Source organism: Kitasatospora sp. NPDC054768, from assembly GCF_053612025.1.
Genome location: NZ_JBSHBN010000019.1, coordinates 37,531 through 58,408, shown reverse-complemented (window position 1 = coordinate 58,408; position 20,878 = coordinate 37,531). Strand labels below are relative to the sequence as shown.

Here is a 20,878-nt window from a genome sequence, read left to right as displayed (position 1 = left end):
ATCGCCACACTGGCGCACGCAATTCAGCAGTTCTTCCGATCTGATGATGGAGCGTCCGCCATGGCCCCCACCGCACCCGTGCGCCGGTTCCTGTCCTGCATACCGGCTGCCGCCGCCCTCGCCGCCGCGACCGTGCTCACGGCCGGCACCCCCGCCCAGGCCGCCCTGCCGACCCCGATCTCCGCGGCCACCGCCCGCAGCTACCTCGCCGCGATGCCCGCCACCGCGGAGACCCACGGGGACACCTACGACCGCACGCTGTTCCCGACCTGGATCACCATCAGCGGCACCTGCGACACCCGCGAGTGGGTCGTCAAGCGGGACGGCAGCAACGTCGCCACCGACACCTCCTGCAAGGCGACCAGCGGCAACTGGTCCTCGCCGTACGACGGCGCGACCACCACCAACGCCTCCTCCTTCGACGTCGACCACCTGGTGCCGCTCTCCGAGGCCTGGGCCTCCGGTGCCTGGGCCTGGACCACCGCGCAGCGCCAGGCCTTCGCCAACGACGTCACCCGCCCCCAGCTGCTGCTGGTCTCCGCGAGCAGCAACCGCTCCAAGGGCGACCGCGACCCGGCCGAGTGGCTCCCCCAGGCCTCCTACCGCTGCACCTACGCCCGCGCCTGGGTGCAGGTGAAGCAGTACTACGGCCTGGACGTGGACAGCGCCGAGAAGACCGCGCTCACCGGCATCCTCGCCAACTGCTGAGCCGAGAACCCCTGCGGCCCGGCGCTCACCCCGCGCCGGGCCGCAGTGCCGAGCACGGGTGCGGCGGTGGTGCCGGGCGGGCGCGGCGGTGGTGCCGGGCGGCTCGACACGCTCAGTCGGTCGAGTCGGCACGGTCAGTCGATCGAGTCGGCCGGGAAGTCGACCGGGTAGGCCTCGGCGAAATCGGCCGAGCGGGCCACCTCGCGCCACCTGGTGTCCTCCTCCAGGAGCCGCCGGTCCATGGCGATCGAGCCCTCGACGGCGTTGACCCCGAGCGGCAGGTGGTGGGGGATGTCGCGCCGCTTGGCCACCCGGACCAGGATCTCGGCGGCCCGGACCGGGTCGCCCGCGGCGCCGTCGCCCCCCTGCCGCAGCCGCCTGTTCACGGCGCCGACCGTCTCGTCGTAGGCCTCCGGGACGTCGTGGACGACCATCGAGGAGCCGGCCCAGTCGGTGCGGAAGCCGCTGGGTTCGACCACCAGCACCCGCACGCCGAACGGCGCGGTCTCGGCGCGCAGCACCCGACTGAACCCGTCGATGGCGAACTTCGCCGCCTGGTACGAGGCGATGCCCGGGGATCCGCCGACCCGGCCGCCCATCGAGGAGAACTGCACGACCAGACCGCCCTTCTGCTCGCGCAGCAGCGGGAGCGCGGCCTTGGTGACGTGGTAGACGCCCCAGAAGTTGGTTTCGAATTGGGCGCGGAAGTCGGCGTCCTCGGTGGTCTCGATCGGCGAGACGTTGGCGTATCCGGCGTTGTTCACCAGCACGTCGATCCGGCCGAAGGCGGCGTGCGCCTCGGCGAGGGCGGCCCGGGCGGCCGCCGGGTCGGTGACATCCAGCGCGATCGGGCGGATCCGGTCGCCGAACTCCTCGGCGAGGTCGGCGAGTTGCTCGGGGCGGCGGGCGGTCGCGGCCACCCGGTCGCCGGCTTCGAGCGCGGCGCGGACGAGGGCGCGACCGAAGCCGCGCGAGCTGCCGGTGATGAACCAGGTCTGTTCCGTGTTCTGCTCCATGCCATCTAGTAAAACACCGTTGCATTATTAGCGCAACGGTGTTGCGGTATTACGGCAACGGTGTTGCCCTACCATGGGCGGGTGGATGCAGCATCGGAGTTCCAGCGCGCACGCTCGCCCGAGGCCAAACGCCGGCGCGAGGCCGCGATCCTGGCCGCGGCCCGCTCGCTCGGCCACGAGCACGGCATCAGGGACGTCACCCTGACCGACATCGCCGCCGCGGTGGGAATGCACAAGTCGGCGCTGCTGCGGTACTTCGAGACCCGCGAGGAAATCTTCCTGCGGCTCACCGCCGAGGGCTGGGCGGAGTGGTCGGACGCGCTGACCGCGCGGCTGCGGGAGAGCGCGGAGCCGGGCCCGGCCGCCGTGGCGCGGGCCTTCGCCACCACGCTCGCCGCCCGCGGGATGTTCTGCGACCTGCTCGCCCACGCCCCGCTCAACCTCGAACGCAACGTCTCGCCCGACGCGGTGCGCGACTTCAAGCTCGCCACGCTCGCCGCCCGCGAACCGATCGGCGCGGCCGTCCGCGAACAACTGCCCGCACTGGACGACCAGGACGTCACCGACCTGATCGCCACCGCCGTCTCCCTCGCCGGGGCCATGTGGCAGATCGCGAACCCGGGCGCCGAGGTCGCCGCCCTCTACCGCACCGACCCCCGGCTGGCGCACGCCGTCATCGAGGTCGAACCCCGGCTCGCCCGCATCCTGACCGCCACCGCCACCGGGCTGGCCGCCGGCCGGGCCGAGCCGCGCGGCTGACCCGCCCGCCCGGACCGTTCGGCCCGCGCCAACTCCCGTTCCGGTGCACTCGGATGGATCATCTGACGTGCCGCACAAGGGATTTGACCCTAGGTTCCGGTGCCAGGGGGTCAACCGAGCGGAAGGCTGTTTCTGGCATGGCTGGCAAATTCGAGCTGTACGTGGACGAGGGCGGCATGCACCGGTTCCGACTCAAGGCGAGCAACGGGGCGATCGTGGTGACCGGCGACCCGCAGGAGAGCAAGGACGACTGCCTGAGGAGCATCGAGTCGATCCGCAAGCTCGCGCCGTACGCGGAGCTCAAGGAGACCGCCGGGTCCGTGTGACCGGACGCGAACCGCGCCGCGGGTCGGCAGTGCAAATCGCCGACCCGCGTTCTCCTCTACGACAGATCCCTTTGGCCGGGTGCACGCCGGACGCGGACAGAACACTGGCATGCGCGTCGCCATCGTCACCGAATCCTTCCCGCCCGAGGTCAACGGAGTCGCCCACAGCGTGCTGCGGACGGCCGAGCACCTGGTCCGCCGGGGCCACCGGCCCCTCGTCGTCACCCCCGCACCGGCGCGGGGCGCCGAATGCCCGCCGGAGACCTTCGGCGGCACCCCGGCGGGCGAGATTCCCGTGGTGTGCATCCCGTCCGTCCCGCTGCCGGGATACCCGCAGGTGCGGATCGCCCTGCCCAGCCGGCAACTGTCGGCCGCGATCGCCGGGCACCGTCCGGACATCGTTCACCTGGCCAGCCCCTTCGTGCTCGGCGCGCGCGGGATGCAGGTCGCGGCGCGGCTCGGGGTGCCCGCCGTGGCCGTCTACCAGACCGACCTGGCCGGCTACGCCCACGCCTACCGGGCCGGGCGGGGGCTCGGGGAGGCCGCCGCCTGGCGGCGGATCCGGGCCGTGCACCGGGCCGCCGCCCGCACCCTGGCGCCCTCCACCCCCGCCGCCCAGGACCTGACCGCGCACGGGGTGCCGCGGGTGCAGCTGTGGCCGCGCGGGGTGGACTCGGTGCGGTTCCACCCCCGGCACCGGGACGAGGCGCTGCACCGGGCGCTCGCCCCCGGCGGGGAGGTGCTGGTCGGGTACGTCGGACGGCTGGCCCCGGAGAAGCGGGTCGACCTGCTGGCCGCGGCCTCGGCACTGCCCGGAGTACGGGTGGTGGTCGTCGGGGACGGCCCCTCGGCGCCCGGGCTGAAGGCCTCGATGCCGGGCGCGGTGTTCCTCGGCCGGCGCACCGGTGACGAACTGGCCCGCTGCTTCGCGACCCTGGACGTCTTCGTGCACACCGGCCCGCTGGAGACCTTCTGCCAGACCATCCAGGAGGCGATGGCCAGCGGCGTACCGGTGATCGGCCCAGCGGCGGGCGGACCACTGGACCTCGTCGCCCACCACCGCACCGGCCTGCTGGTACCGCCCCGGGACGGCACGGCGGTGGCCCGCGCGGTGGCCGAGCTCGCCGCCGACCCGGCGCGGCGGGCCGGGTACGGGCAGGCCGGCCGGGCCGAGGTGACCGCACGCACCTGGGAGGCGGTCGGGGACCTGCTGCTGCGGCACTACGCCGAGGTGCTGGCGGAACACCGCGGGCTGCCGCTGCCGGCCGCCGCCCCCGCGCCGGTCGAACCGGTGGCGCCTGTCCTGCCGGAGGAGCTGCCGGCATGACCCCCGTTCCCGACGGCAGCGCACGGACGACCGGCGGGGCTCGGCCGGCCGGCGGGGCTCGGCCGACCGCCGGGGCGCCCAGGGCCGACGACGCGCCGAGGGCGGACCACGCGCCCAGGGCCGACGAGGCGCTGACGATCGTCCGGCTGGCCAACTTCGTCACCCCGGTCTCCGGCGGCCTGCGCACCGCGCTGCGCCACCTCGGCGCCGGGTACCGGGCGGCCGGGCACCGTCCGGTGCTGATCGTCCCCGGGGAGCGGCGCTCCGAGGAGGAGACCGAGCAGGGGGTGGTCGTCACCCTGCCCGGCCCGGTGCTGCCGGCCGCCGGCGGCTACCGGCTGCTCACCGACCGGCGGGCGGTGGCCGCCGAACTGACCAGGTTCTCCCCCGACCGGCTGGAGGTGTCCGACCGCACCACGCTGCGCTGGACCGGCGCCTGGGCACGGCGGCACGGGGTGCGGTCGGTGATGGTCTCGCACGAGAGCGCGGCCGGGGTGCTGCGCACCTGGGGCCTGCCCGGCCCGCTGGCGGGCACGGCGGCCGACCGGCTCAACGCGGCCACCGCCCGCGCCTACGACGCAGTGCTCTGCACCACCGACTGGGCCGCCGCGGAGTTCCGGCGGATCGGCACCCCGAACCTGGTCCGGGCCCCGCTGGGGGTGGACCTGGAGGCGATGCGACCGCTGCCGCCGGCCGCCCGCGCCGCCGAGCGGGCCCGCTACGCCGCTCCGGACGAGACACTGCTGGTGCTCTGCTCGCGGCTCTCGGCGGAGAAGCGGCCCGAGCGGGCGATCGAGGCCCTGGCCGAGCTGCGCGCGCGGCGGCACCCCGCGGTGCTGGTGGTCGCCGGGACCGGCCCGCTGCGGGAACGGCTGGCGGCCCGGGCCGCACGGCTGCGACTGCCCGTACGCTTCCTCGGGCACCTGGGCGGGCGTGCCGAGCTGGCCCGGCTGCTGGGCTGCGCGGACGTGGTGCTCGCGCCCGGGCCGGTGGAGACCTTCGGCCTGGCCGCGATGGAGGCCCTGGCCTGCGGAACCCCGGTGGCGGTCAGCCGCTCCTCCGCGCTGCCCGGCCTGATCGGGCTCGCCGGGGCGACGGCCGTCGACACGGGCAGTGGATTCGCCTCCGCGGTACGGCAGTTGCTGGGGCGGCCGGAGGACCTGCGGCGGGCCGCCGCCCGGGCGCGGGCCGAGCGGTACGGCTGGCCGGCGGCGGTGGCGGCGTTCCTGGCGGCGCACGGCGCGCACCACGACGAGGCGGTGGACGGGGGTCGGGACGAGCATGCTGGAAGCCGGGCGTGACCGGGCGGCGCGGGAGCGCCCCGCGGCGGCCGAACCACTGCGCTTCGTCGCACTCGGGGACTCGCTGACGGAAGGGGTCGGGGACCGGGTCGGCGAGGGCTGGCGCGGCTGGGCCGCCGTCCTGGCCGACGCGCTGGCACCCGAGGGGCGGGACGCGGAGTTCACCAACCTGGCGTACAGCGGGGCGCTCACCACGGAACTGACGATCCGTCAACTTCCGCAGGCGCTGGCGCTGCGGCCGCGGCTGGCGGCCGTGGTGGTCGGCGGCAACGACACCCTGCGCACGGGCTTCGACATCCGGCGCGCCACGCTGGAACTCGACGCCACGATGGGGGAACTGTCCGGCCACGGCGCCAGGCTGTTGACCGCCTGCCTGCCCGACCCGGGCAGCCTGCTCCGGCTCCCGGCACCGCTCGCCCGGCCGCTGGCGCGCCGGATGCGGGCGGTCAACACCGTGGTGCACGCCCTCACCGAGCGCCACCGGGCGATACACCTGCACATCACCGAACTGCCGTGGCTGGCCGAGCGCCGGCTGCTGAGCGTGGACCGCCTGCACCCCAGCGCCGAGGGCCACCACCTGATCGCCCTGCGGTTCCACGACCTGCTCACCGAGGCCGGCCACCCCCTCGGCCCACCCCCGGCCGCCGCCCCCGCCGAGGCCCCGCCGGGCCTGGCCGCCGACCTCTGGTGGATGGCCACCCGGGGCACCCGCTGGCTCGCCGCCCGCAGCACCGACCTGCTGCCGGGCCTGCTCGCCCTGGCCGCCGCCGAGGGCGTCGCCCGCCTGCGCGGCGGCAGCGGACGGCACGACGAACAGATGGCGCGCGCGGCGGCACAGGCGCTGGCCTCCCTGGTGTGAGGGGCCCGCGCCGGCCCGGAACGACGGCTGTTCGAGGAGGAGTTCACCGGCGCGGGCACGTGGAACCGCGCGTGGTCCGAGGAGGAGCGCGCGACACTGCGCGGAATCGTCGGGAGCATCCCCTGCCGGGCGTCCGGCGGACACCCGGAGGGGCCGCACCGCCCGGGTCCGGACGGGAGCCGGCTTCGAGACGTCGACGGGGCCCGGGTGCCGGTGACCACGCCGGACGGCCCCGGTGTACCGCCGTGGGCCGACTCGGACCGAACGCCGCGAGCGGCCGAACCGGCCGGCGCCGGGCCTCCCGATCGCCCGACCGTGGGGGGTCGGGAGTGCCGCCCGGTGGGAACCGTAGAGGTGGGCCCGGTTGTCGTGTCCGGAAGAACATGACGGAGGGAGTCGGGGTGGAGAGCGCGGGCACGGCCGGTCGGGAAGTCCTGGCGGCGGCGGGGGTGCTGTTCCCGGACGGGGCCGGGCGGGTGCTGGTGGTGCGGCTGCCGTACGACCGGAAGCACCCGGTGGCGATCCCGGGCGGCGGGTGGGAGCCGGCGGACCGGTCGCCCCGGGAGACCGCCCTGCGGGAGATCCGGGAGGAGCTGGGCTTCACGCCCCGGCTGGGACCGCTGGCCTGCGTGGACTGGGCGCTGCTGCGCCACGGCGACCTGCCGATCGTCGCGTACCTGTACTGGGCCGAGCCGCTGACGGCGGCGCAGGCGGCGGCGTTCCGGCCGGACGCGGCGGAGGTCGGCGGCTGGACCTGGCTGACGACGGAGCAGGCCGGGCACGCGCTGCCGCCCCGGTTGTCGCGCCGGGTGACGGCCTGCCTGCTGGCGCCGCGGGACGACGGGCCGCTGGAGCTGGAGGACAGCCGGCCGGTCGGGCACACGCTCCGGCTGCTACCCGCCGACGGGCCGGTGCCCGCGTACACCGGGCTGACCGCGGCGCCGGGGCTGACGCCGCAGACCGAGGAGCGGCCGGAGCCGCCGATGGACCGGGAGACCTACTACGCCACCCGGCCGCGCATCCGGGCCAAGGCGCGGGCGCTGTTCACCGATGCCGCCGGCCGGGTCCTGCTGGTGCGGCTGCGGCCGTGGGACGGGCCGCGCGGGCAGGTCCCGTACTGGACGCTGCCGGGCGGCGGGGTCGAGGCGGACCGGGAGATGCCCCGGGCGGCGGCCCGGCGGGAGGTCCGCGAGGAGCTCGGCTGGGAGGCCGAGCCGGGGCCGCTGCTGGCGCTGGACTGGCAGCCGGGTGCGGCGGCCGACCCGGCGGCGGACCCGGCGACCGGCCGGGACACCGCCGTCCTGGTGTACGTGTTCGACGGCGGCACGGTGACGGAGCGGATGCTCGGCTCCATCGTGCTGCCGGAGGAGGAGCTGGTGGAGTGGCGGCTCTGCGATCCGGCCGAGGCACGGGCGCTGCTGACCGGCCCGTCCTGGGACCGGACGGCCGCCGCGCTGGCCGCCCGGGAGCGGTCGGGCGGGCCGGCCGAGCTGGTGCGCGGGCAGGCCGCCGGGCCGGACCTGCCCCGGGGGTGAGCCCCGCCGGACGGAGCCCGGCGGTGGCCCGAACCACCGCCGGGGCCTCGCCCGTGACCCGCGCGGCCATGGCTCGCGCACCCGCGACCCGCGCGCCCGGGCGCCGCGCCGGGGTGGCGTCCCGGGGCGGTGTCCCGGGGCTGCGCGTCAGACCTCCAGCTCGGCCTCGATCCGGCCCAGCTGGTGGCGGGCCATCGCGAGGTTGGCACGCGCCTTGTCCAGCGCGAGGTAGAGGAACAGGCCCTTGCCGGTACGGCCGGTCAGCGGGCGGATCAGGTGGTACTGGCTGCTCAGGGTGATCAGGATGTCCTCGATCCCGTCCTGGAGGCCGAGCATGTCCATGGTGCGCATCTTGGCGCGGACCACGTCGGTGTTGCCGGCCGCGGCGACGTTGAGGTCCAGGCCGCCGGGGCCGTCGAGGGTGGCCAGCGCCATGCCGCTGTTGTAGTCCACCAGGGCCGCGCCGATGGCGCCCTCGATGCTGGTCATGGCCTGCTTGAGCGCGCCGGGTGCGTCGGTCATCTGGGTAACTCCCGTTCGGTGATGGGTGGTTCGTGACGGATGGGGACAATGGTTCGGTGGTCGGTCCGGGTCGGCCCGGGTCAGCCCGTGTCGCGCGGATCCTTGGGCACGAGGGCGTCGTTGAGCAGCCCCGCGATGCGCTGGGCGCTGCGGCGGGCCTCCAGGTGCAGCCGGCCGACGTTGACGTCGGGGTGCGCCAGCAGGGTCAGCACGCAGCTGCCGCCGGCCGCGTACGTGGCGACGTAGCCGTTCTCGCCGCGCACCAGCGACTCGCGGAACTCGCCCTGACCGGTGGTGTCGGCGAGCCGCTGGGCCAGCGAGAGCGAGGCCGCCGTCATCGCGGCCAGTCCCGAGGGTTCGGTGCCGTGGGTGTCGTGCGCGACCAACAGGCCGTCCACGCTGGCCACCAGACCACCCGCGAGGTGCGGTACGCGGTGTTTGACGGCACGCAGTTCGGCGAGCAACTCGGTCTCCAAGGCGATCAGTTGTCTCCTTCCGACACGCTGCTTGAGTGCCCGCCTCATGGCCGGAACGACGGGGTCGCGGGCGGGGAGTGGGTCAAAGTCGGGCCTCCAGAAGGTCTCGGATCCGGGTCAGCAGCGCGACGTCCGGATCGGGGACGGCCAGCGGGTGGGCCGCTGCCGTGATGGGTGGGCGTTCGGGGCAGGTGGGGGCGTCGGTCCCGCTGCGGGCCGCCTCGGGGGCGGAGGCGGGAATGGAAGCGGCGGCGGGGGCGGGAACGGCCGTGACCGGGGCGCCGGGGAGGTCGGCGCCCCGGAGGCTGGCGCCGGGGACCCGGCGGTGCAGCCCTCCGGCCGGTCCGCTCGCGGTCGGCGGGGGGACTTCGGGCCGGGGAGCGGTCGTCTGCCGCGCCTCGGACACCGGGGCCTCCACCGGGGCCTCCGGCGCCGCGGGTGCCGCGGGTGCCGCGGGTGCTGCGGGTGCTGCGGGTGCCGCGGCGGGCGGGCGCGGCGCGGCGGACGGGCGCGGGGCGTCCAGCAGTCCGGCGGCGGCCAGTCGACGGACATCGGCCGTCACCCCGAAGCCGGAGCGGCCGAGCAGCCGGGCCAGGTCCGCCGGGGTCCTGCGACCGTCGGCGTGGTCCAACAGCTCACGTCGCCGGCGGCCGCACGAGCGGTGGGACGACCGGCGGCCGCACTCGGCCGGGCGGACGGGCGCGGTGTCGAGCTGCGCCCACGGCCAGATCCCGTCGAGCAGTTTCCGGCAGCGTTCGACCTCGCGGCGGATCCGGGCCGGGTCGACCTCCGCGACCGGCCCGAGCCAGTGCCGGGCGTCGGCCTCGAACCGCCAGACGCCGCCGACCGGGTCGGCCAGCACGAAGAACGCGGCGTCGAACAGCGTTCCCAGGTGGCCGAGTTCGAGCTCTCCCCGGGTGAGCAGCCGCCGTTCGACCAGCGCCTCGCCGACCCTCGACCTCGGGCCGTGAGCCCGGAGCAGTTCCGCCCAGTCCTCGGGGGTGATCCGACCGCAGCCGATGAGCAGGTCGGCCAGTCCGGGCGCCCGGAGGGACTCGGCGGCGGCCACCCGCCCGTCGATCAGGTGGAGGCTGCCGAGCGGCCCGCGCAGGGCGCCGGTGGCGCGGCGGTCGGCGAGCAGGGCGAGCGCCTCGCCCGGGGACCTCGGGGTGGCGACCTCCGCCGGGGGCGGCGGCACGGTGCCGGTCGCGGCGGTCACGCGCTCACCCCAGCACCAGCTCCTCGGCGAGTGCCTGGAGGCGGAAGCGGGCGGCGGCGAGGTTGCCCTCCGCGCGGTCCAGCCAGAGGTGCAGGACGAGCCTGTTGTCGAAGACGGTGTCGATGAAGCGGATCAGGTGGTAACTGCGGCCGGCGGTGACGATGATGTCCTCCAACGGGGCCCGCCGGTCCTCCGTCACGGTGAAGGTCTGGCTCTCAACGGCCGCCCGCACCAGGTCGGTTGCCTCGGCGGCGGAGGTCTCGTGCTCTCCGGTCGGGCTGTCCCCGAGGCTGCCGAGGGCGAGCCCGCTGCTCCAGTCGACCAGGCTCGCGGCACGGGCCCCGGGGATCGCCATCGCTCCGGAGAGGCATTCGTCGATACCGGGCACACCGGCTCCTTCGCGGGGTCTGGGCGGTCGGCCGCAGCGCGGCACCGACCGGTTCACCACCAGCAGTGGCTAGTTCGACACGGAAGGCTACTGCCGGATTCCATATGACGAACATTCCAATGGCATATTCACATCAGTAACAGCCAGTTCCAGCCAAGAACTGACGGAACATCAGACCGGATGCGACCCCCGCCCCCACCGGTCGGCCAGGGAGGTTGGAGTACCGTTCACCGGCCACCTGGCACGGCACCTTGGCCGGTATCGAGCCCCAAGGGAGGGTTTCGAGCCCGAAAGTACGATAAGAGGGCGCGGGCACGGAAGGCGAACACGACGAAGGGGCCCGTTCCGCTGGACGGAACGAGCCCCTTCAATGGGAGCGCCAGGCCCGGATCGCACGGACTCTCCCTACTGAAAGTAGGGCGTGCTCTGGTAGCACCGCTGACGCCTGTTCGAGATTCCGTTTCCCGGAAGATCACTTCCTCTCGACGGGATGAACACTAGCAGGACATCACGCCCGGTCAGAAATCGTGGCCGGGCGAACGGCAGCGACCCCGGGGCGAACGGGGCGAGGCCGGGCCGAGGGGCGCACCGGAGCCCGACCGGGGCTGCGCGCCGGGGCCGGACCGGGGCCCCGGGTCAGCCCAGCAGCACCCGGTAGCCCTCGATCAGGGCGGTGAGCCCGAGTCCGAAGGCCCGGTCGGCGCGCTCGCGCCCGGCGGGGACGGCGTCCAGGGCGTCGGCCAGCCGCGGGGTGGCGGCCCGGTCGACGGCGTCGACCATGACGTCCGGGGCGACCAGGTCCAGCGCCGAGCCCAGGACGAAGCTCTCCAGGGCGGTGATCAGTCCCATCACGTCCCGTGCGGCGAAGCCCGCGTCCTCCAGGGTGGCGACGGCCCGCTCGTACAGCTCGTGCATGAACGATTCGGCCAGCGGCGCGGTGGCGAGCAGCCGGACGATGCCGGGGTGTTCGGCGAAGGCGTCCCGGTAGGCGTGCGCCCAGGTGCGCAGCGCGGCGTCCCAGGACTGGTCCCACATCGACTGCTCGCCGATCGTGCGCACCAGCTCGGCGCGCATCAGGGCGACGATCTCGGCCCGGCCCGTGACGTGGTGGTAGAGCGCGGAGGGGCTGACCTTGAGCGCACCGGCCAGCGCGGGGATGGTGAGGTCCCCCGCCTCGTCGACCAGCCGCAGCGCGGTGTCCACGATGCGCTGCCGGTCCAGCAGGGGTGTGCGCGGCCTGGGCATGCCCGGCTCCTCACCTTCGGGGTCGCCGAGCGGCCCGTCGGCACCGGCAGACCAAGATCGTCGTTATCCAAGCGTTACTGAACGGCTTTCAGTAAAACTCTTCCGCACCCGCCGGTGCCGCGCCTACGGTAACCGAACCCCATTCGGTTGGGCAGGCCGCGCACCCGTCGGCCCGCCCTGCCCCGGAGAGGACGCACACCCCCGCATGCGTGCCGAAACGATCTTCACCGGCGGCCGGATCCACACCGGAGACCCCGCCCTCCCCCGCACCCACGCCCTCGCCGTCGGCGCGGGGCGGATCGCCGCCCTCGGCGACGCCGCCCTCGCCCTGCGCGACGAAGGCACCGAGACCGTCGACCTCGACGGCGGCGCCCTGCTGCCCTCCTTCGGCGACGGACACGTCCACCCGCTGCTCGGCGGCATCGGCCTGCGCGGCGCGCCGGTCCGCGACTGCACCAGCCTGGAGCAGGTCGTGGCGGCCGTCCGCGACTGGGCGCGGCGCCACCCCGAGGCCGAGTGGATCACCGGCGACGCCGTCGACCCGTGGCTGGCCGAGGGCGGACTGTTCGACGCCCGACTGCTCGACGCCGCCGTCCCCGACCGCCCGGTGCTGCTGCGCACCATGGACCACCACACCGGCTGGGCCAACAGCGAGGCGCTGCGCCGGGCCGGGTACGGGCCGGACACCCCCGAGCCGGTCGGCGGCGAGATCGTCCGCCGGCCGGACGGCAGCCCGCTGGGCACCCTGCGCGAGTTCGGTGCGCTCAACCCCGTCCTCGCGCTCGTCCCGCCGCCGCCGTTGGCCGAGCAGGTCGCCGCACTGCGGGAGAGCACCGCCGCGCTCGCGGCCGCCGGGATCACCTGGCTCCAGGACGCCTGGGTCGAGCCCGCGCAGGTGGACACCTGGCTGGCGGCCGTCGCCGAGGAGGGCCTGCCGGTCCGGGCCGGGCTCGCCCTGCTGCTCGAACCGGACGGCTGGCGCGAGCGGCTCCCCCGGCTGGCCACCGACCGCGACCGGGTCGAGGCCGCCGGGCACGGGCGGCTCACCGCGCGGGCGGTCAAGTTCTTCGCCGACGGCGTCATCGAGTCCGGGACGGCCGCGCTGCTGGAGCCGTACAGCGACTGCCCGCACTCCCACGGCGTCGCCAACTGGACCGGCGCCGAACTGGCGGAGGCCGTCACCGCCGTGGACGCGCTGGGCTTCCAGCCGCACATCCACGCGATCGGCGACCTCGGCGTACGGATCGCGCTGGACGCCGTCGAGGCCGCCGCCCGCCGCAACGGGCCGCGCGCCCGCCGTCCGGTGATCGCCCACGTGCAGCTGGTCCACCCCGACGACCTGCCGCGCTTCGCCGAGCTCGGCGTGATCGCCAACTTCGAGCCGCTCTGGGCACAGACCGACCCGCTGATGACCGAGCTCACCCTGCCCCGCATCGGCCCGGAGCGCGGCTCCCGGCAGTACCGGATCGCCGCCCTGCTGCGCGGCGGCGCCCGGGTGTCCTTCGGCAGCGACTGGCCGGTCACCCGCTACGAGCCGCTGGCCGGGCTGGCCACCGCCGTCACCCGGCAGACCCCGGACGGCCTGCCGGACGGCGGCTGGCTGCCCGAGGAGCGGATCGGACTCACCGAGGCGCTGGCGGCGTACTCGGCGGGCGTGGCGCACCAGGCCTTCGAGGAGGCCGAGTGGGGCGTGCTGCGGCCGGGCATGCGGGCCGACCTGGTGCACCTGGCCACCGATCCCTACGCGGTGCCGGCCGGTGAGCTGGCCTCGATCGGGGTGGCGGGCACCTGGCTCGGCGGGCGGCGCACCCACGGCGGCCCGCCCGGTGGCGCCGACCGCTCGACCCGCTGAGGCGCCCCGCTCCCCCGGCAAACCCCAGCCGCCCCGACGGACTTCCCGACCGGTTCCGGCCGTCCCCCACGGCGGCCGTGCCTCGTTCCCCGGTCGGCGGCCGGCGCGTGTCCGCCGCCGACCGTCGCTTCCTCGTTCGCCCGACCTCAGGAGAGCTTCCCCCATGAACCCGCCCTCCGACGCGGCCTCCTCCTCCGCGCTCCGTCCCCCCAGCTCCGGCTCCGCTTCCGGCTCCGCCACCTCCACGTCCGCCTCCCCCGGCTCCCTGGGCTCCCCCGGCGGCTCCGGCGGCCTGGGACGCGGGGTGCTCGGTACCGGCGACATCGTCTTCTTCGTCGTGGCCGCCGCCGCGCCGCTGACCGTCATGGCCGGCGTGGCACCGTTCGCGATCTCCTTCGGCGGCATCGGCACGCCGGTCGCCTACCTGGCCACCGGCGTGGTGCTGGCGCTCTTCGCGGTCGGGTTCACCGCCATGACCGCGCACATCCGCAACGCCGGCGCCTTCTACGCGTACGTCACCCGCGGCCTCGGCCGGGCGGCCGGGCTGGGTGCGGCGCTGCTCGCGGTGCTCTCGTACAACGCCATCCAGATCGGGATGTTCGGCGCCTTCGGGTTCTTCGCCCGCACCACCGCCGCCGACCTGCTCGGGCTGGACCTGCCCTGGCCGGTCTGGGCGCTGTTCGGGGTCGCGGTGGTCTGGTTCCTCGGCTTCCGCTCGATAGACCTCGGGGCCAAGGTGCTCGGGGCACTGCTGATCGCCGAGACCGGCATCCTGCTGGTGCTCGCGGTGGCGGTGCTGGTCAAGGGCGGGGCGCACGGGCTGAGCCTGTCCTCGTTCGCCCCCGAGCACGTGTTCTCCGGGGGGATGGGCGGCGTGCTCGGACTCTCCTTCGCCGCGTTCATCGGCTTCGAGGCCACCGCGATCTACCGTGAGGAGGCCCGGCGGCCGCACCGGACCGTGCCGCGAGCGACCTATGCCGCGATCGCCTTCCTCGGCCTCTTCTACACCTTCGTCACCTGGATGATCGTGCAGGCCTTCGGCGACACGGAGGCCGTCGCCGCCGCCACCGCCGACCCGGCCGGGATGTTCTTCACCGCGATGACCGACTACGTCGGCGGCTGGGCGACGGAGGTGCAGCGGGTGCTGATCGTCACCAGCCTGCTCGCGGCACTGCTCGCCTTCCACAACACCATCACCCGGTACGGCTACGCGCTGGCCAACGAGCGGGCCGCCCCGGCCGCCCTCGGCCGGATCCACCCGCGCCACGGTTCGCCGTGGATCGGCGGCATCGCGCAGTCGGTGCTGGCGGCGGTGGCCGTCGGGGTGGCGGCGCTGATCGGGGCGGATCCGTACAACCAGTTCTTCCTCTGGGTGAACTCCCCCGGGGTGGTGGGCATCCTGGTGCTCCAGGCGCTGGCCGGCCTCGCCGTGTTCGCCTTCTTCCGCCGCAACCGGGCGGCCGCCGCGAGCGCCGGGGCGTTCCGTACGGTCGTGGCACCGCTCGCCGCCACCGTGCTGCTGTGCGGGGCCACGGCGCTGGTGGTGTGGCGGCTCGACCTCTTCACCGGCGCCGGCCCGGAGGTCAACTGGCCGCTGGTCGCGATCGTGCCGGTGGTCTTCCTGATCGGCGTCGGGATCGCCCTGCGGCTGCGGGCCCGGCGGCCGGAGGTGTACGCGCGGCTCGGGACGACCGAGGTCGACGCGGGCTGAGCCGCGGGCGACGGGCCGGGGGCGGCCGGGCGGCGGGCGGGCGGGCGACGGGCGGCGGGCGGCGGGGCCCGGTGACGACCGGGTGGCGAACCGGCTCCGCCCCGGCCGTCGCCTGGTCAGATCTGGCCGACGGCCTCGGCGAGGAGCCGGTAGGAGTCGAGCAGCGCGGTGCGGTCGTAGGTGCTGGTGGTGACCAGGAACTCGTCCGCCCCGCTGCACTCGACCAGCTTCGCCAGCTCGGCGGCGGCCTGCTCCGGGGTGCCCGCGATGTGGCCCTTGAGCGACTGCTCGAACGCGGCCCGCTCCCGGGCGGTCATCGCCCGGGCCCGGATCTCGGCGGCGGAGGTCAGCGGCGGGAACTCGCCGTGGGTGCGGGAGTACGCGCCGGACCAGGCCTCCGGGACGAGCAGCTCGCACGCCCGCTCGGCCGTGTCGGCGACGGCCACCGTCCCCGAGACCACCACGTACGGCTCGGCGGCCTGCGCGGAAGGACGGAAGCGGGCGCGGTAGCGGTCGATCGCCTCCAGCATCCGGTCCACTCCGCGCGGGGCGGCGATCACCAGCGGCAGTCCCGCGTCGGCGGCCAGGTCGGCGCCCGTGCCGGTGGCCAGGACGAAGGCCGGGACGTGCAGGCCTTCGGCCGGCCGGGCGTGGACCCCGCGGTTCGCCGGCTGCGAGCCGTCGAAGTAGCCGAGCAGTTCGGCCAGCTGGGCACCGAACGCGTCCGCGGCGTCCTTCTCCCGCCCCAGCGCCCGCCGGACACCGTCGGTGAAGCCCACCGAGCGCCCGAGCCCCATGTCGATCCGCCCCGGGAACAGTGCGGCCAGCACCCCGAACTGCTCGGCCACCACCAGCGGCTGGTGGTTGGGCAGCATCACCCCGCCGGTACCGACCCTGATGCGCGTGGTGGCGGCCGCCACCGCCGCAGCGAGCACGGTGGGCGCCGACCCGGCCACCCCCGGCACGCCGTGATGCTCGGAGACCCAGAACCGGTGGTAGCCGAGCCGCTCCACCTCACGGGCGAAGGCCACCGTGCTCCGCAGTGCCTGGGCCGGTTCCTCGCCCTGTCGGGTCCGGGAGCGGTCGAGCACGGAGAGCCTGGTCGTGGGCGCGGCGGTGGTCACGTCGTTGGACAACGCCTGCGCCCCGCACGGGCATTCCCCGAGCGACCGGGCCGCGGCCGACGGCCCGTCGGTCAGTCGCCCGCTCCGGGTATTCGGCCCGGACGGGTGTCCGTGGCCTCGGCCGCAGCCTCGGCCCTGACCGGGGCCCTGACCGGGGCCGGTGCCGGGGCTGTGACCTGGGCCGGGGCGGTGACTTTGGCGTGGGCCTTGCGGCGGCCCCAGGGCTTGTACACCGACAGGATCACGTTGAACAGGTAGAGCGTCAGCGCCACCGCCGGAACGATCACCGTGTTGTAGCGGACGAAGCCGAGGTCCGCCACCGTGATCGGACCGATCGGATGCGCGTCCACCACCCGCACCGCGTCGTGCAGCCGGTCGGTGAGGGCGAGGACGGAGGCCGTCATCGCCCCGAGTGTCAGCCAGAACTTGGTACTCACCCAGTAGTACCGGAACAGCCCCCAGGACGTGCCGAGCCCGAGCGCCACCCCGCTCAGGAAGGTGAGCAGGCTCAGCGGCAGGATCAGCGCGTCACCGAGCAGGCCCATCGCCCGGTAGGCGGTGCGCAGCCGGTCGGCGTCCCCGGTCGTCAGGGCCGTCACCGCCAGGGTGAGCAGGCAGAGCATCAAGGCCAGCCAGCTCACCGAGGCGACGACGTGCAGGACGACCAGCGGTTTGCGCACCGCCGGCGGCAGGCGGCGGCCCCCGGACACGGGTGTCGCCACCCGCCGTGGCGTCGGTTCGGACGCCGCGACGGCGCCGGTGGGCGAGCGCACGGGTACCTCCTTCGAGTCGGGGTCACCAGGACGGCCCCAGGCTCTCCCGCCCCTGCCTCATCCGGCATCTGACGGTGGAAGTAACCTCGCCTACTCCCGAGCGAGTACACAGCCTCGGCGCAGCACCGGCCACGCCTCCCCCGGGAGCAGCACCGCCCCTCAGTCGGTCACCGCGAACCCCTGCGCCGCGCCCAGCCGCTGCAGCGAGGCCGGGCCGGGGATCCCGTCCGCCGCCCCCGCCTCGTACCCGCAGCTCCGCTGCCAGGCCGCGTACGCGGAGACCGTCCGGCTGCCGAACGAGCCGTCCACCCAGCGCTGGTCGAGCAGTCCCTCGTCCACGAGCGCCTGCTCCACGATGGCCGCCTCGGCCGGGTAGGTCAGGTGCCCCTGCTCGGCCCCCGGGTCGGTCCGGGCCGCCTCGATCACGTGGGCCACCGAGACCGTCCGCTGCCCGGGCAGGTAGCCGAGCAGCCGGCGCAGCGAGCCCGCGCCCGGGACGCCGTCCGCCGCCTGCCCGGAGTAGCCCAGACTCCCCTGGTAGTCCGCGTAGTTCTCGGTGTCCGCGTCCGTCCAGTTCGGGCCGGGGCCGGAGCGGTAGTGGTCGCCGAAGCCGTGCGCGACCAGCGCCCGCCCGACGGCCGTCACCTGGTAGCCCTGGGCCCCGTAGCCGTACGCCAGGCCGTTGATGCTGACCTGGTAGCGGGCGGGCGCGGCGGGGGGCACCGGGTGCTGCTGGGAGGGCGGGATGTCCGGGGAGCCGGGCCCGGCCGTGAAGTCGGGCCAGGAGCCCGGGTCGGTGTGGTCGTTGTAGGGCACGTGGGCGTGCGCGTACCAGCCGCCGAAGGCCTCCCAGGTCCGCTCGTCGCGGTGGCCGGAGAAGTCGGTGGGCCGGCCCATCGGCCAGATGTCGGGCACGCCCCAGGAGGTGATCCAGGCGTGGATGCGGTCCCAGCCCGCGCACGGGGTGTCGACCAGCCGCGGGTAGACGCCGCCCTGGTAGCGGCAGTAGGGGAAGAAGACCGCCTCGATCTGGATCACCACCCGCCCGGCCCGGTTGGTGCGGGTCGGGCTCTCGGCGGGGCTGAGCAGGCTCTTCGAGCGGGAGTCGGCCGGGAACAGCTGCGCCGTGCGGCCGCTGAACGGGTCCCAGACCAGGTGCGGCGCGCTGCCGGCGCCGCTGCCGGTGAAGTAGCCGACCAGGTCCTCGTAGGGGCACCAGTCCTGCGGTGCGGCGGCGGTCGCGTTGCGGTCCCAGGTGATGTGGGCGATGGCCTTCGGCGGGTACTGCTGATCGGTCGGCGCGTGGTCGCCGAGGTCGTGGATCTCGGCACCGGGCAGCCACGGTTCGGGCATTGCGGGCTCCTCCGAACGGCGTAAGGGCATCACTTCCGGTATCGGCAGGTACGGCTCGCGGATTGACCCCGACGGCGCAAATGCCCGGCGATGAACCCCCCGCACCCGCCCGGACGTTCGACTCTGCAGGGGGCGTTCGCCCCCGCGTGCGATTCCGGCGCCCGTGCGGGGGCGGTGGATCGCGCGGGAGGGGGCGTATTGCACCCCGTCGGGGCGCCGCTGTCAATCGTTGACATCAAAAGTGGTCTAGTCCACGGTAGTCCGGCGGACCGGCACCAGCCCGCGCCCGGGTCCTCCCTGTGCGCCCAACTGGCCTCCGTGGAACCGAATCTGACGATCCGATGGAGAAATCCGCACCATGCAAAGAGTCTGTCTCGCCCTGCCCACCATGCGGCCCTGCCCCGACACCATCGCGGAACTCGCCGAGGAGGCGGCCTACGCCGTCGCGACCTTCGGGGTCGAGGTGCACCTCCTCGTCCTCGACACCACCGACGCCGTCGGGTTCGCGGAGAACGCGGGCGCCGTGGCCGCGCTGGAGCCGACCCCCGGCGTGGCCGTCCACCACCTGGGCGAGGCGGGGCAGCGGGAGTTCCTGCGCCGGGTGTCCGAGCGCTCCGGCGCCGCCGACCCCGAACTGCTGCTCGACCTGATGCTCCCGCGGGCCGTCGCGTACGGTTCCTGCGTCAACCGGCTCTTCCTCGGCGCGGCCGCCCTGGGCTGCACCTCGGCGCACCTGCGCAACGACGACGCCGACTTCCAGGTCGTCGACGGCCGGAAGGTCTTCCCGATCCACCACGAGCTGCTCTCGATCGGCCGCCCGGCCGGCGAGGCGGTGGCCGGCGTGTCCCGCTCCGAGCTCGACCCGGCCGACGCGGACAAGCCGGTGATGCTGGTCAGCGGCTCCTTCATCGGCGAACTCAACGTGGACATCAGCGAGATCCACGAGATGGACCCGGCCGTCTACCGCGACGTGGTGCGCCTGTGGACCCCACCGGTGTGGTCGGAGGAGGAGAGGGACGCGATGGTGGACGTCTCCTTCAAGGGCGCCGGCTCCGAGCCGTTCAGCACCGACGAATCCGTCCTCGGCGTGCCCGACATCTGGGACGTCTACATGTGCAACATCGCCCTGGACCACCGGGCCTACGAGGTGCTGCCGCTGCTGCCCTCGATCGAGACCATCGGCAGCGACTACGCCCTGCTGCACGCCATGGTCCACTCCCGGCTGCCCGGCGTCGTCCACAACCGCCACATCGTCAACTACTACACGCCCGAGCGCCGCACCGGCACCGGCTTCGTCTCCTACCAGATGCGGTTCGTCAAGTTCCTGCTCTCGATGCTGTACCTGTACCCGGTCTACGGCGGGATGATCGACCTCGGCCGCGGGCTGCTGGACGAGCGGCACGGACTGAAGGTCGAGCCGATCCTCGACCTGGTGCGGGGCAGCGTCGACTGGGACCCGGCCGGGAACGTGCACTGCCTGGACGTCCTGGACCGCTCCTACCGCAAGCTGGGCGGCAAGTACGCCGAGCTCGCGGACGTGGTGGCCGGGCAGCGGCAGCAGCTCCTGGACGAGGCCCGGCAGGACGCCGAGCGGTGGGCGGTGCTGGTGGAGGCCTGGGCGCCGATGGTGGCCGCCGCCCGCGCGGAGGGACTCGACACCGGCACGGACGGCACGGACGCCGGCACGGAGGCGCCGGCTCGGTGAGCGAGGACCTCCGGATCCGGCAGCTGGCCGACGACGACTGGGACGCCGTGGTCGCGCTGGAGCACGACGCCTACGCGGCCGACGACCTGTCCGAGGGCCGGGAGGCGCTCCAGTCGCGCGCCCGCAGCTCGCCCGGCACCTGCTTCGTGCTGGAGCAGCACGGCGTGGTGCGCGGCTACCTGCTGAGCCTGCCCTACCCGCCGCTGCGCTGCCCGGACCTCAGCCGCCCGGAGGAGCAGGCCTTCCGCTCGACCAACCTGCACGTGCACGACCTGGTGATCGCCGAGGACCTGCGCGGACGGGACGTCGCGCTGGGCTTCATCCGGCACTTCCGGGAGCACGCGAGCGGGCAGGGCTACGAGCGGATCTCGATGGTCGCGGTGCGCGGGGCGGACATCCTGCTGCGGCTGCTCGGCTACCGGGCGCACCGGGAGGTGCCGGTGCCCGCCTGCTACGGGCGACGGGCGGTGTACATGTCGATGCCGGTGCGCTGACCTGCGCGGATACGCGGACGGATGATCACTCGTTCGGCCTAGTTCGACCGGCGAAGATCACCCCATCGGGTGAAGCTGGTGGCGGGGGGGGCCCCCCCCCCCCCGCCGCACGACCCCCCGACCCCCCCGGTACTACGAGGAGGAGCCCCTGAAAGCCGCCGGCGGACGCGAGTTAAACGCCCCGC

At 74.9% G+C, this 20,878-nt stretch carries 21 protein-coding genes; 12 read left to right on the top strand and 9 right to left on the bottom strand.

All coding sequences use genetic code 11. The annotated features are described in order from the left end of the window. Nucleotides 1–60 precede the first annotated feature (60 nt). A complete protein-coding gene (locus tag ACWGKU_RS08585) occupies nucleotides 61–708 on the top strand; it encodes an HNH endonuclease family protein (protein WP_380545740.1) in 648 nt (215 codons plus the stop codon). Between the two features lie 134 nt (nucleotides 709–842). Here the strand turns inward: ACWGKU_RS08585 and ACWGKU_RS08580 are convergent, their stop codons facing one another. Continuing rightward, on the bottom strand, nucleotides 843–1,724 hold the full coding sequence (locus ACWGKU_RS08580) for an SDR family NAD(P)-dependent oxidoreductase (RefSeq protein WP_452178120.1): 882 nt from the start codon (nucleotides 1,722–1,724) through the stop codon (nucleotides 843–845). Between the two features lie 81 nt (nucleotides 1,725–1,805). On the opposite strand from ACWGKU_RS08580, the gene ACWGKU_RS08575 reads away from it, so the two are divergent. From ACWGKU_RS08575 to ACWGKU_RS08545, 7 genes are all read left to right on the top strand, one after another. Then, the gene (locus tag ACWGKU_RS08575; protein ID WP_401054492.1) at nucleotides 1,806–2,483 is read left to right on the top strand and encodes a TetR/AcrR family transcriptional regulator; all 678 of its coding nucleotides are present in this window, start codon (nucleotides 1,806–1,808) and stop codon (nucleotides 2,481–2,483) included. 137 nt (nucleotides 2,484–2,620) lie between these two features. Further along, nucleotides 2,621–2,809 (top strand): YegP family protein, encoded by a 189-nt coding sequence (locus tag ACWGKU_RS08570; protein WP_359898239.1) that lies wholly within the window; start codon nucleotides 2,621–2,623, stop codon nucleotides 2,807–2,809. A 109-nt stretch (nucleotides 2,810–2,918) separates the two neighbouring features. Then, a complete protein-coding gene (locus ACWGKU_RS08565; protein WP_452178119.1) occupies nucleotides 2,919–4,136 on the top strand; it encodes a glycosyltransferase family 4 protein in 1,218 nt (405 codons plus the stop codon). Beyond that, a complete protein-coding gene (locus tag ACWGKU_RS08560) occupies nucleotides 4,133–5,437 on the top strand; it encodes a glycosyltransferase (protein WP_452178118.1) in 1,305 nt (434 codons plus the stop codon). The genes ACWGKU_RS08565 and ACWGKU_RS08560 overlap by 4 nt, the downstream gene beginning before the upstream one ends. Next, complete coding sequence (locus tag ACWGKU_RS08555) at nucleotides 5,418–6,296, top strand: SGNH/GDSL hydrolase family protein (protein WP_452178117.1); 879 nt, start codon at nucleotides 5,418–5,420, stop codon at nucleotides 6,294–6,296. The genes ACWGKU_RS08560 and ACWGKU_RS08555 overlap by 20 nt, the downstream gene beginning before the upstream one ends. Before the next feature lie 27 nt (nucleotides 6,297–6,323). Further along, nucleotides 6,324–6,683 (top strand): DUF6210 family protein, encoded by a 360-nt coding sequence (locus ACWGKU_RS08550; protein WP_452178129.1) that lies wholly within the window; start codon nucleotides 6,324–6,326, stop codon nucleotides 6,681–6,683. Continuing rightward, nucleotides 6,680–7,831 carry an NUDIX domain-containing protein gene (locus ACWGKU_RS08545; RefSeq protein ID WP_452178116.1) on the top strand — a complete coding sequence of 384 codons (1,152 nt, stop codon included), beginning with the start codon at nucleotides 6,680–6,682 and terminating at the stop codon, nucleotides 7,829–7,831. The genes ACWGKU_RS08550 and ACWGKU_RS08545 overlap by 4 nt, the downstream gene beginning before the upstream one ends. Before the next feature lie 147 nt (nucleotides 7,832–7,978). On the opposite strand, the gene ACWGKU_RS08540 is transcribed toward ACWGKU_RS08545, so the two are convergent. From ACWGKU_RS08540 to ACWGKU_RS08520, 5 genes are all read right to left on the bottom strand, one after another. Beyond that, nucleotides 7,979–8,353, bottom strand: a complete 375-nt coding sequence (locus ACWGKU_RS08540; RefSeq protein WP_359898244.1) for a hypothetical protein — start codon at nucleotides 8,351–8,353, stop codon at nucleotides 7,979–7,981. A gap of 80 nt (nucleotides 8,354–8,433) precedes the next feature. Next, nucleotides 8,434–8,829: a roadblock/LC7 domain-containing protein gene (locus tag ACWGKU_RS08535; RefSeq protein ID WP_359898245.1), complete on the bottom strand. Its 396-nt coding sequence runs from the start codon at nucleotides 8,827–8,829 to the stop codon at nucleotides 8,434–8,436. Between the two features lie 82 nt (nucleotides 8,830–8,911). Next, the gene (locus ACWGKU_RS08530; RefSeq protein WP_452178115.1) at nucleotides 8,912–10,048 is read right to left on the bottom strand and encodes a hypothetical protein; all 1,137 of its coding nucleotides are present in this window, start codon (nucleotides 10,046–10,048) and stop codon (nucleotides 8,912–8,914) included. A 4-nt stretch (nucleotides 10,049–10,052) separates the two neighbouring features. Continuing rightward, nucleotides 10,053–10,436 (bottom strand): hypothetical protein, encoded by a 384-nt coding sequence (locus ACWGKU_RS08525; RefSeq protein ID WP_380545757.1) that lies wholly within the window; start codon nucleotides 10,434–10,436, stop codon nucleotides 10,053–10,055. Between the two features lie 636 nt (nucleotides 10,437–11,072). Then, the gene (locus tag ACWGKU_RS08520; protein ID WP_452178114.1) at nucleotides 11,073–11,681 is read right to left on the bottom strand and encodes a TetR/AcrR family transcriptional regulator C-terminal domain-containing protein; all 609 of its coding nucleotides are present in this window, start codon (nucleotides 11,679–11,681) and stop codon (nucleotides 11,073–11,075) included. A gap of 205 nt (nucleotides 11,682–11,886) precedes the next feature. Here ACWGKU_RS08520 and ACWGKU_RS08515 point away from each other — a divergent pair, with 205 nt between their 5' ends. Both ACWGKU_RS08515 and ACWGKU_RS08510 read left to right on the top strand, forming a co-directional pair. Beyond that, a complete protein-coding gene (locus ACWGKU_RS08515) occupies nucleotides 11,887–13,533 on the top strand; it encodes an amidohydrolase (RefSeq protein ID WP_452178113.1) in 1,647 nt (548 codons plus the stop codon). A 163-nt stretch (nucleotides 13,534–13,696) separates the two neighbouring features. Then, nucleotides 13,697–15,244 (top strand): APC family permease, encoded by a 1,548-nt coding sequence (locus ACWGKU_RS08510; protein ID WP_452178112.1) that lies wholly within the window; start codon nucleotides 13,697–13,699, stop codon nucleotides 15,242–15,244. A 116-nt stretch (nucleotides 15,245–15,360) separates the two neighbouring features. Here the strand turns inward: ACWGKU_RS08510 and ACWGKU_RS08505 are convergent, their stop codons facing one another. The 3 genes from ACWGKU_RS08505 to ACWGKU_RS08495 all read right to left on the bottom strand — a co-directional run bounded on the left by ACWGKU_RS08505 (nucleotide 15,361) and on the right by ACWGKU_RS08495 (nucleotide 18,494). Then, nucleotides 15,361–16,368 carry an LLM class flavin-dependent oxidoreductase gene (locus ACWGKU_RS08505; protein WP_359898257.1) on the bottom strand — a complete coding sequence of 336 codons (1,008 nt, stop codon included), beginning with the start codon at nucleotides 16,366–16,368 and terminating at the stop codon, nucleotides 15,361–15,363. A 71-nt stretch (nucleotides 16,369–16,439) separates the two neighbouring features. Beyond that, on the bottom strand, nucleotides 16,440–17,141 hold the full coding sequence (locus ACWGKU_RS08500) for a DUF2269 domain-containing protein (RefSeq protein ID WP_452178111.1): 702 nt from the start codon (nucleotides 17,139–17,141) through the stop codon (nucleotides 16,440–16,442). A gap of 159 nt (nucleotides 17,142–17,300) precedes the next feature. Beyond that, nucleotides 17,301–18,494 carry a peptidoglycan-binding protein gene (locus ACWGKU_RS08495; protein ID WP_452178110.1) on the bottom strand — a complete coding sequence of 398 codons (1,194 nt, stop codon included), beginning with the start codon at nucleotides 18,492–18,494 and terminating at the stop codon, nucleotides 17,301–17,303. A 358-nt stretch (nucleotides 18,495–18,852) separates the two neighbouring features. On the opposite strand from ACWGKU_RS08495, the gene ACWGKU_RS08490 reads away from it, so the two are divergent. Both ACWGKU_RS08490 and ACWGKU_RS08485 read left to right on the top strand, forming a co-directional pair. Continuing rightward, complete coding sequence (locus tag ACWGKU_RS08490) at nucleotides 18,853–20,199, top strand: DUF6271 family protein (RefSeq protein WP_401055487.1); 1,347 nt, start codon at nucleotides 18,853–18,855, stop codon at nucleotides 20,197–20,199. Then, nucleotides 20,196–20,693 (top strand): GNAT family N-acetyltransferase, encoded by a 498-nt coding sequence (locus ACWGKU_RS08485; RefSeq protein ID WP_401055489.1) that lies wholly within the window; start codon nucleotides 20,196–20,198, stop codon nucleotides 20,691–20,693. The genes ACWGKU_RS08490 and ACWGKU_RS08485 overlap by 4 nt, the downstream gene beginning before the upstream one ends. Nucleotides 20,694–20,878 lie beyond the last annotated feature (185 nt).

Excerpts from the sequence above, each read along its gene's own strand:
- ACWGKU_RS08555 (WP_452178117.1), top strand. The coding sequence starts at position 5,418 with ATGCTGGAAGCCGGGCGTGACCGGGCGGCGCGGGAGCGCCCCGCGGCG.
- ACWGKU_RS08515 (WP_452178113.1), top strand. The coding sequence starts at position 11,887 with ATGCGTGCCGAAACGATCTTCACCGGCGGCCGGATCCACACCGGAGAC.
- ACWGKU_RS08545 (WP_452178116.1), top strand. The coding sequence starts at position 6,680 with ATGACGGAGGGAGTCGGGGTGGAGAGCGCGGGCACGGCCGGTCGGGAA.
- ACWGKU_RS08490 (WP_401055487.1), top strand. The coding sequence starts at position 18,853 with ATGCAAAGAGTCTGTCTCGCCCTGCCCACCATGCGGCCCTGCCCCGAC.
- ACWGKU_RS08520 (WP_452178114.1), bottom strand. The coding sequence starts at position 11,681 with ATGCCCAGGCCGCGCACACCCCTGCTGGACCGGCAGCGCATCGTGGAC.
- ACWGKU_RS08585 (WP_380545740.1), top strand. The coding sequence starts at position 61 with ATGGCCCCCACCGCACCCGTGCGCCGGTTCCTGTCCTGCATACCGGCT.
- ACWGKU_RS08570 (WP_359898239.1), top strand. The coding sequence starts at position 2,621 with ATGGCTGGCAAATTCGAGCTGTACGTGGACGAGGGCGGCATGCACCGG.
- ACWGKU_RS08510 (WP_452178112.1), top strand. The coding sequence starts at position 13,697 with ATGAACCCGCCCTCCGACGCGGCCTCCTCCTCCGCGCTCCGTCCCCCC.
- ACWGKU_RS08560 (WP_452178118.1), top strand. The coding sequence starts at position 4,133 with ATGACCCCCGTTCCCGACGGCAGCGCACGGACGACCGGCGGGGCTCGG.
- ACWGKU_RS08565 (WP_452178119.1), top strand. The coding sequence starts at position 2,919 with ATGCGCGTCGCCATCGTCACCGAATCCTTCCCGCCCGAGGTCAACGGA.
- ACWGKU_RS08495 (WP_452178110.1), bottom strand. The coding sequence starts at position 18,494 with ATGCCCGAACCGTGGCTGCCCGGTGCCGAGATCCACGACCTCGGCGAC.
- ACWGKU_RS08540 (WP_359898244.1), bottom strand. The coding sequence starts at position 8,353 with ATGACCGACGCACCCGGCGCGCTCAAGCAGGCCATGACCAGCATCGAG.
- ACWGKU_RS08580 (WP_452178120.1), bottom strand. The coding sequence starts at position 1,724 with ATGGAGCAGAACACGGAACAGACCTGGTTCATCACCGGCAGCTCGCGC.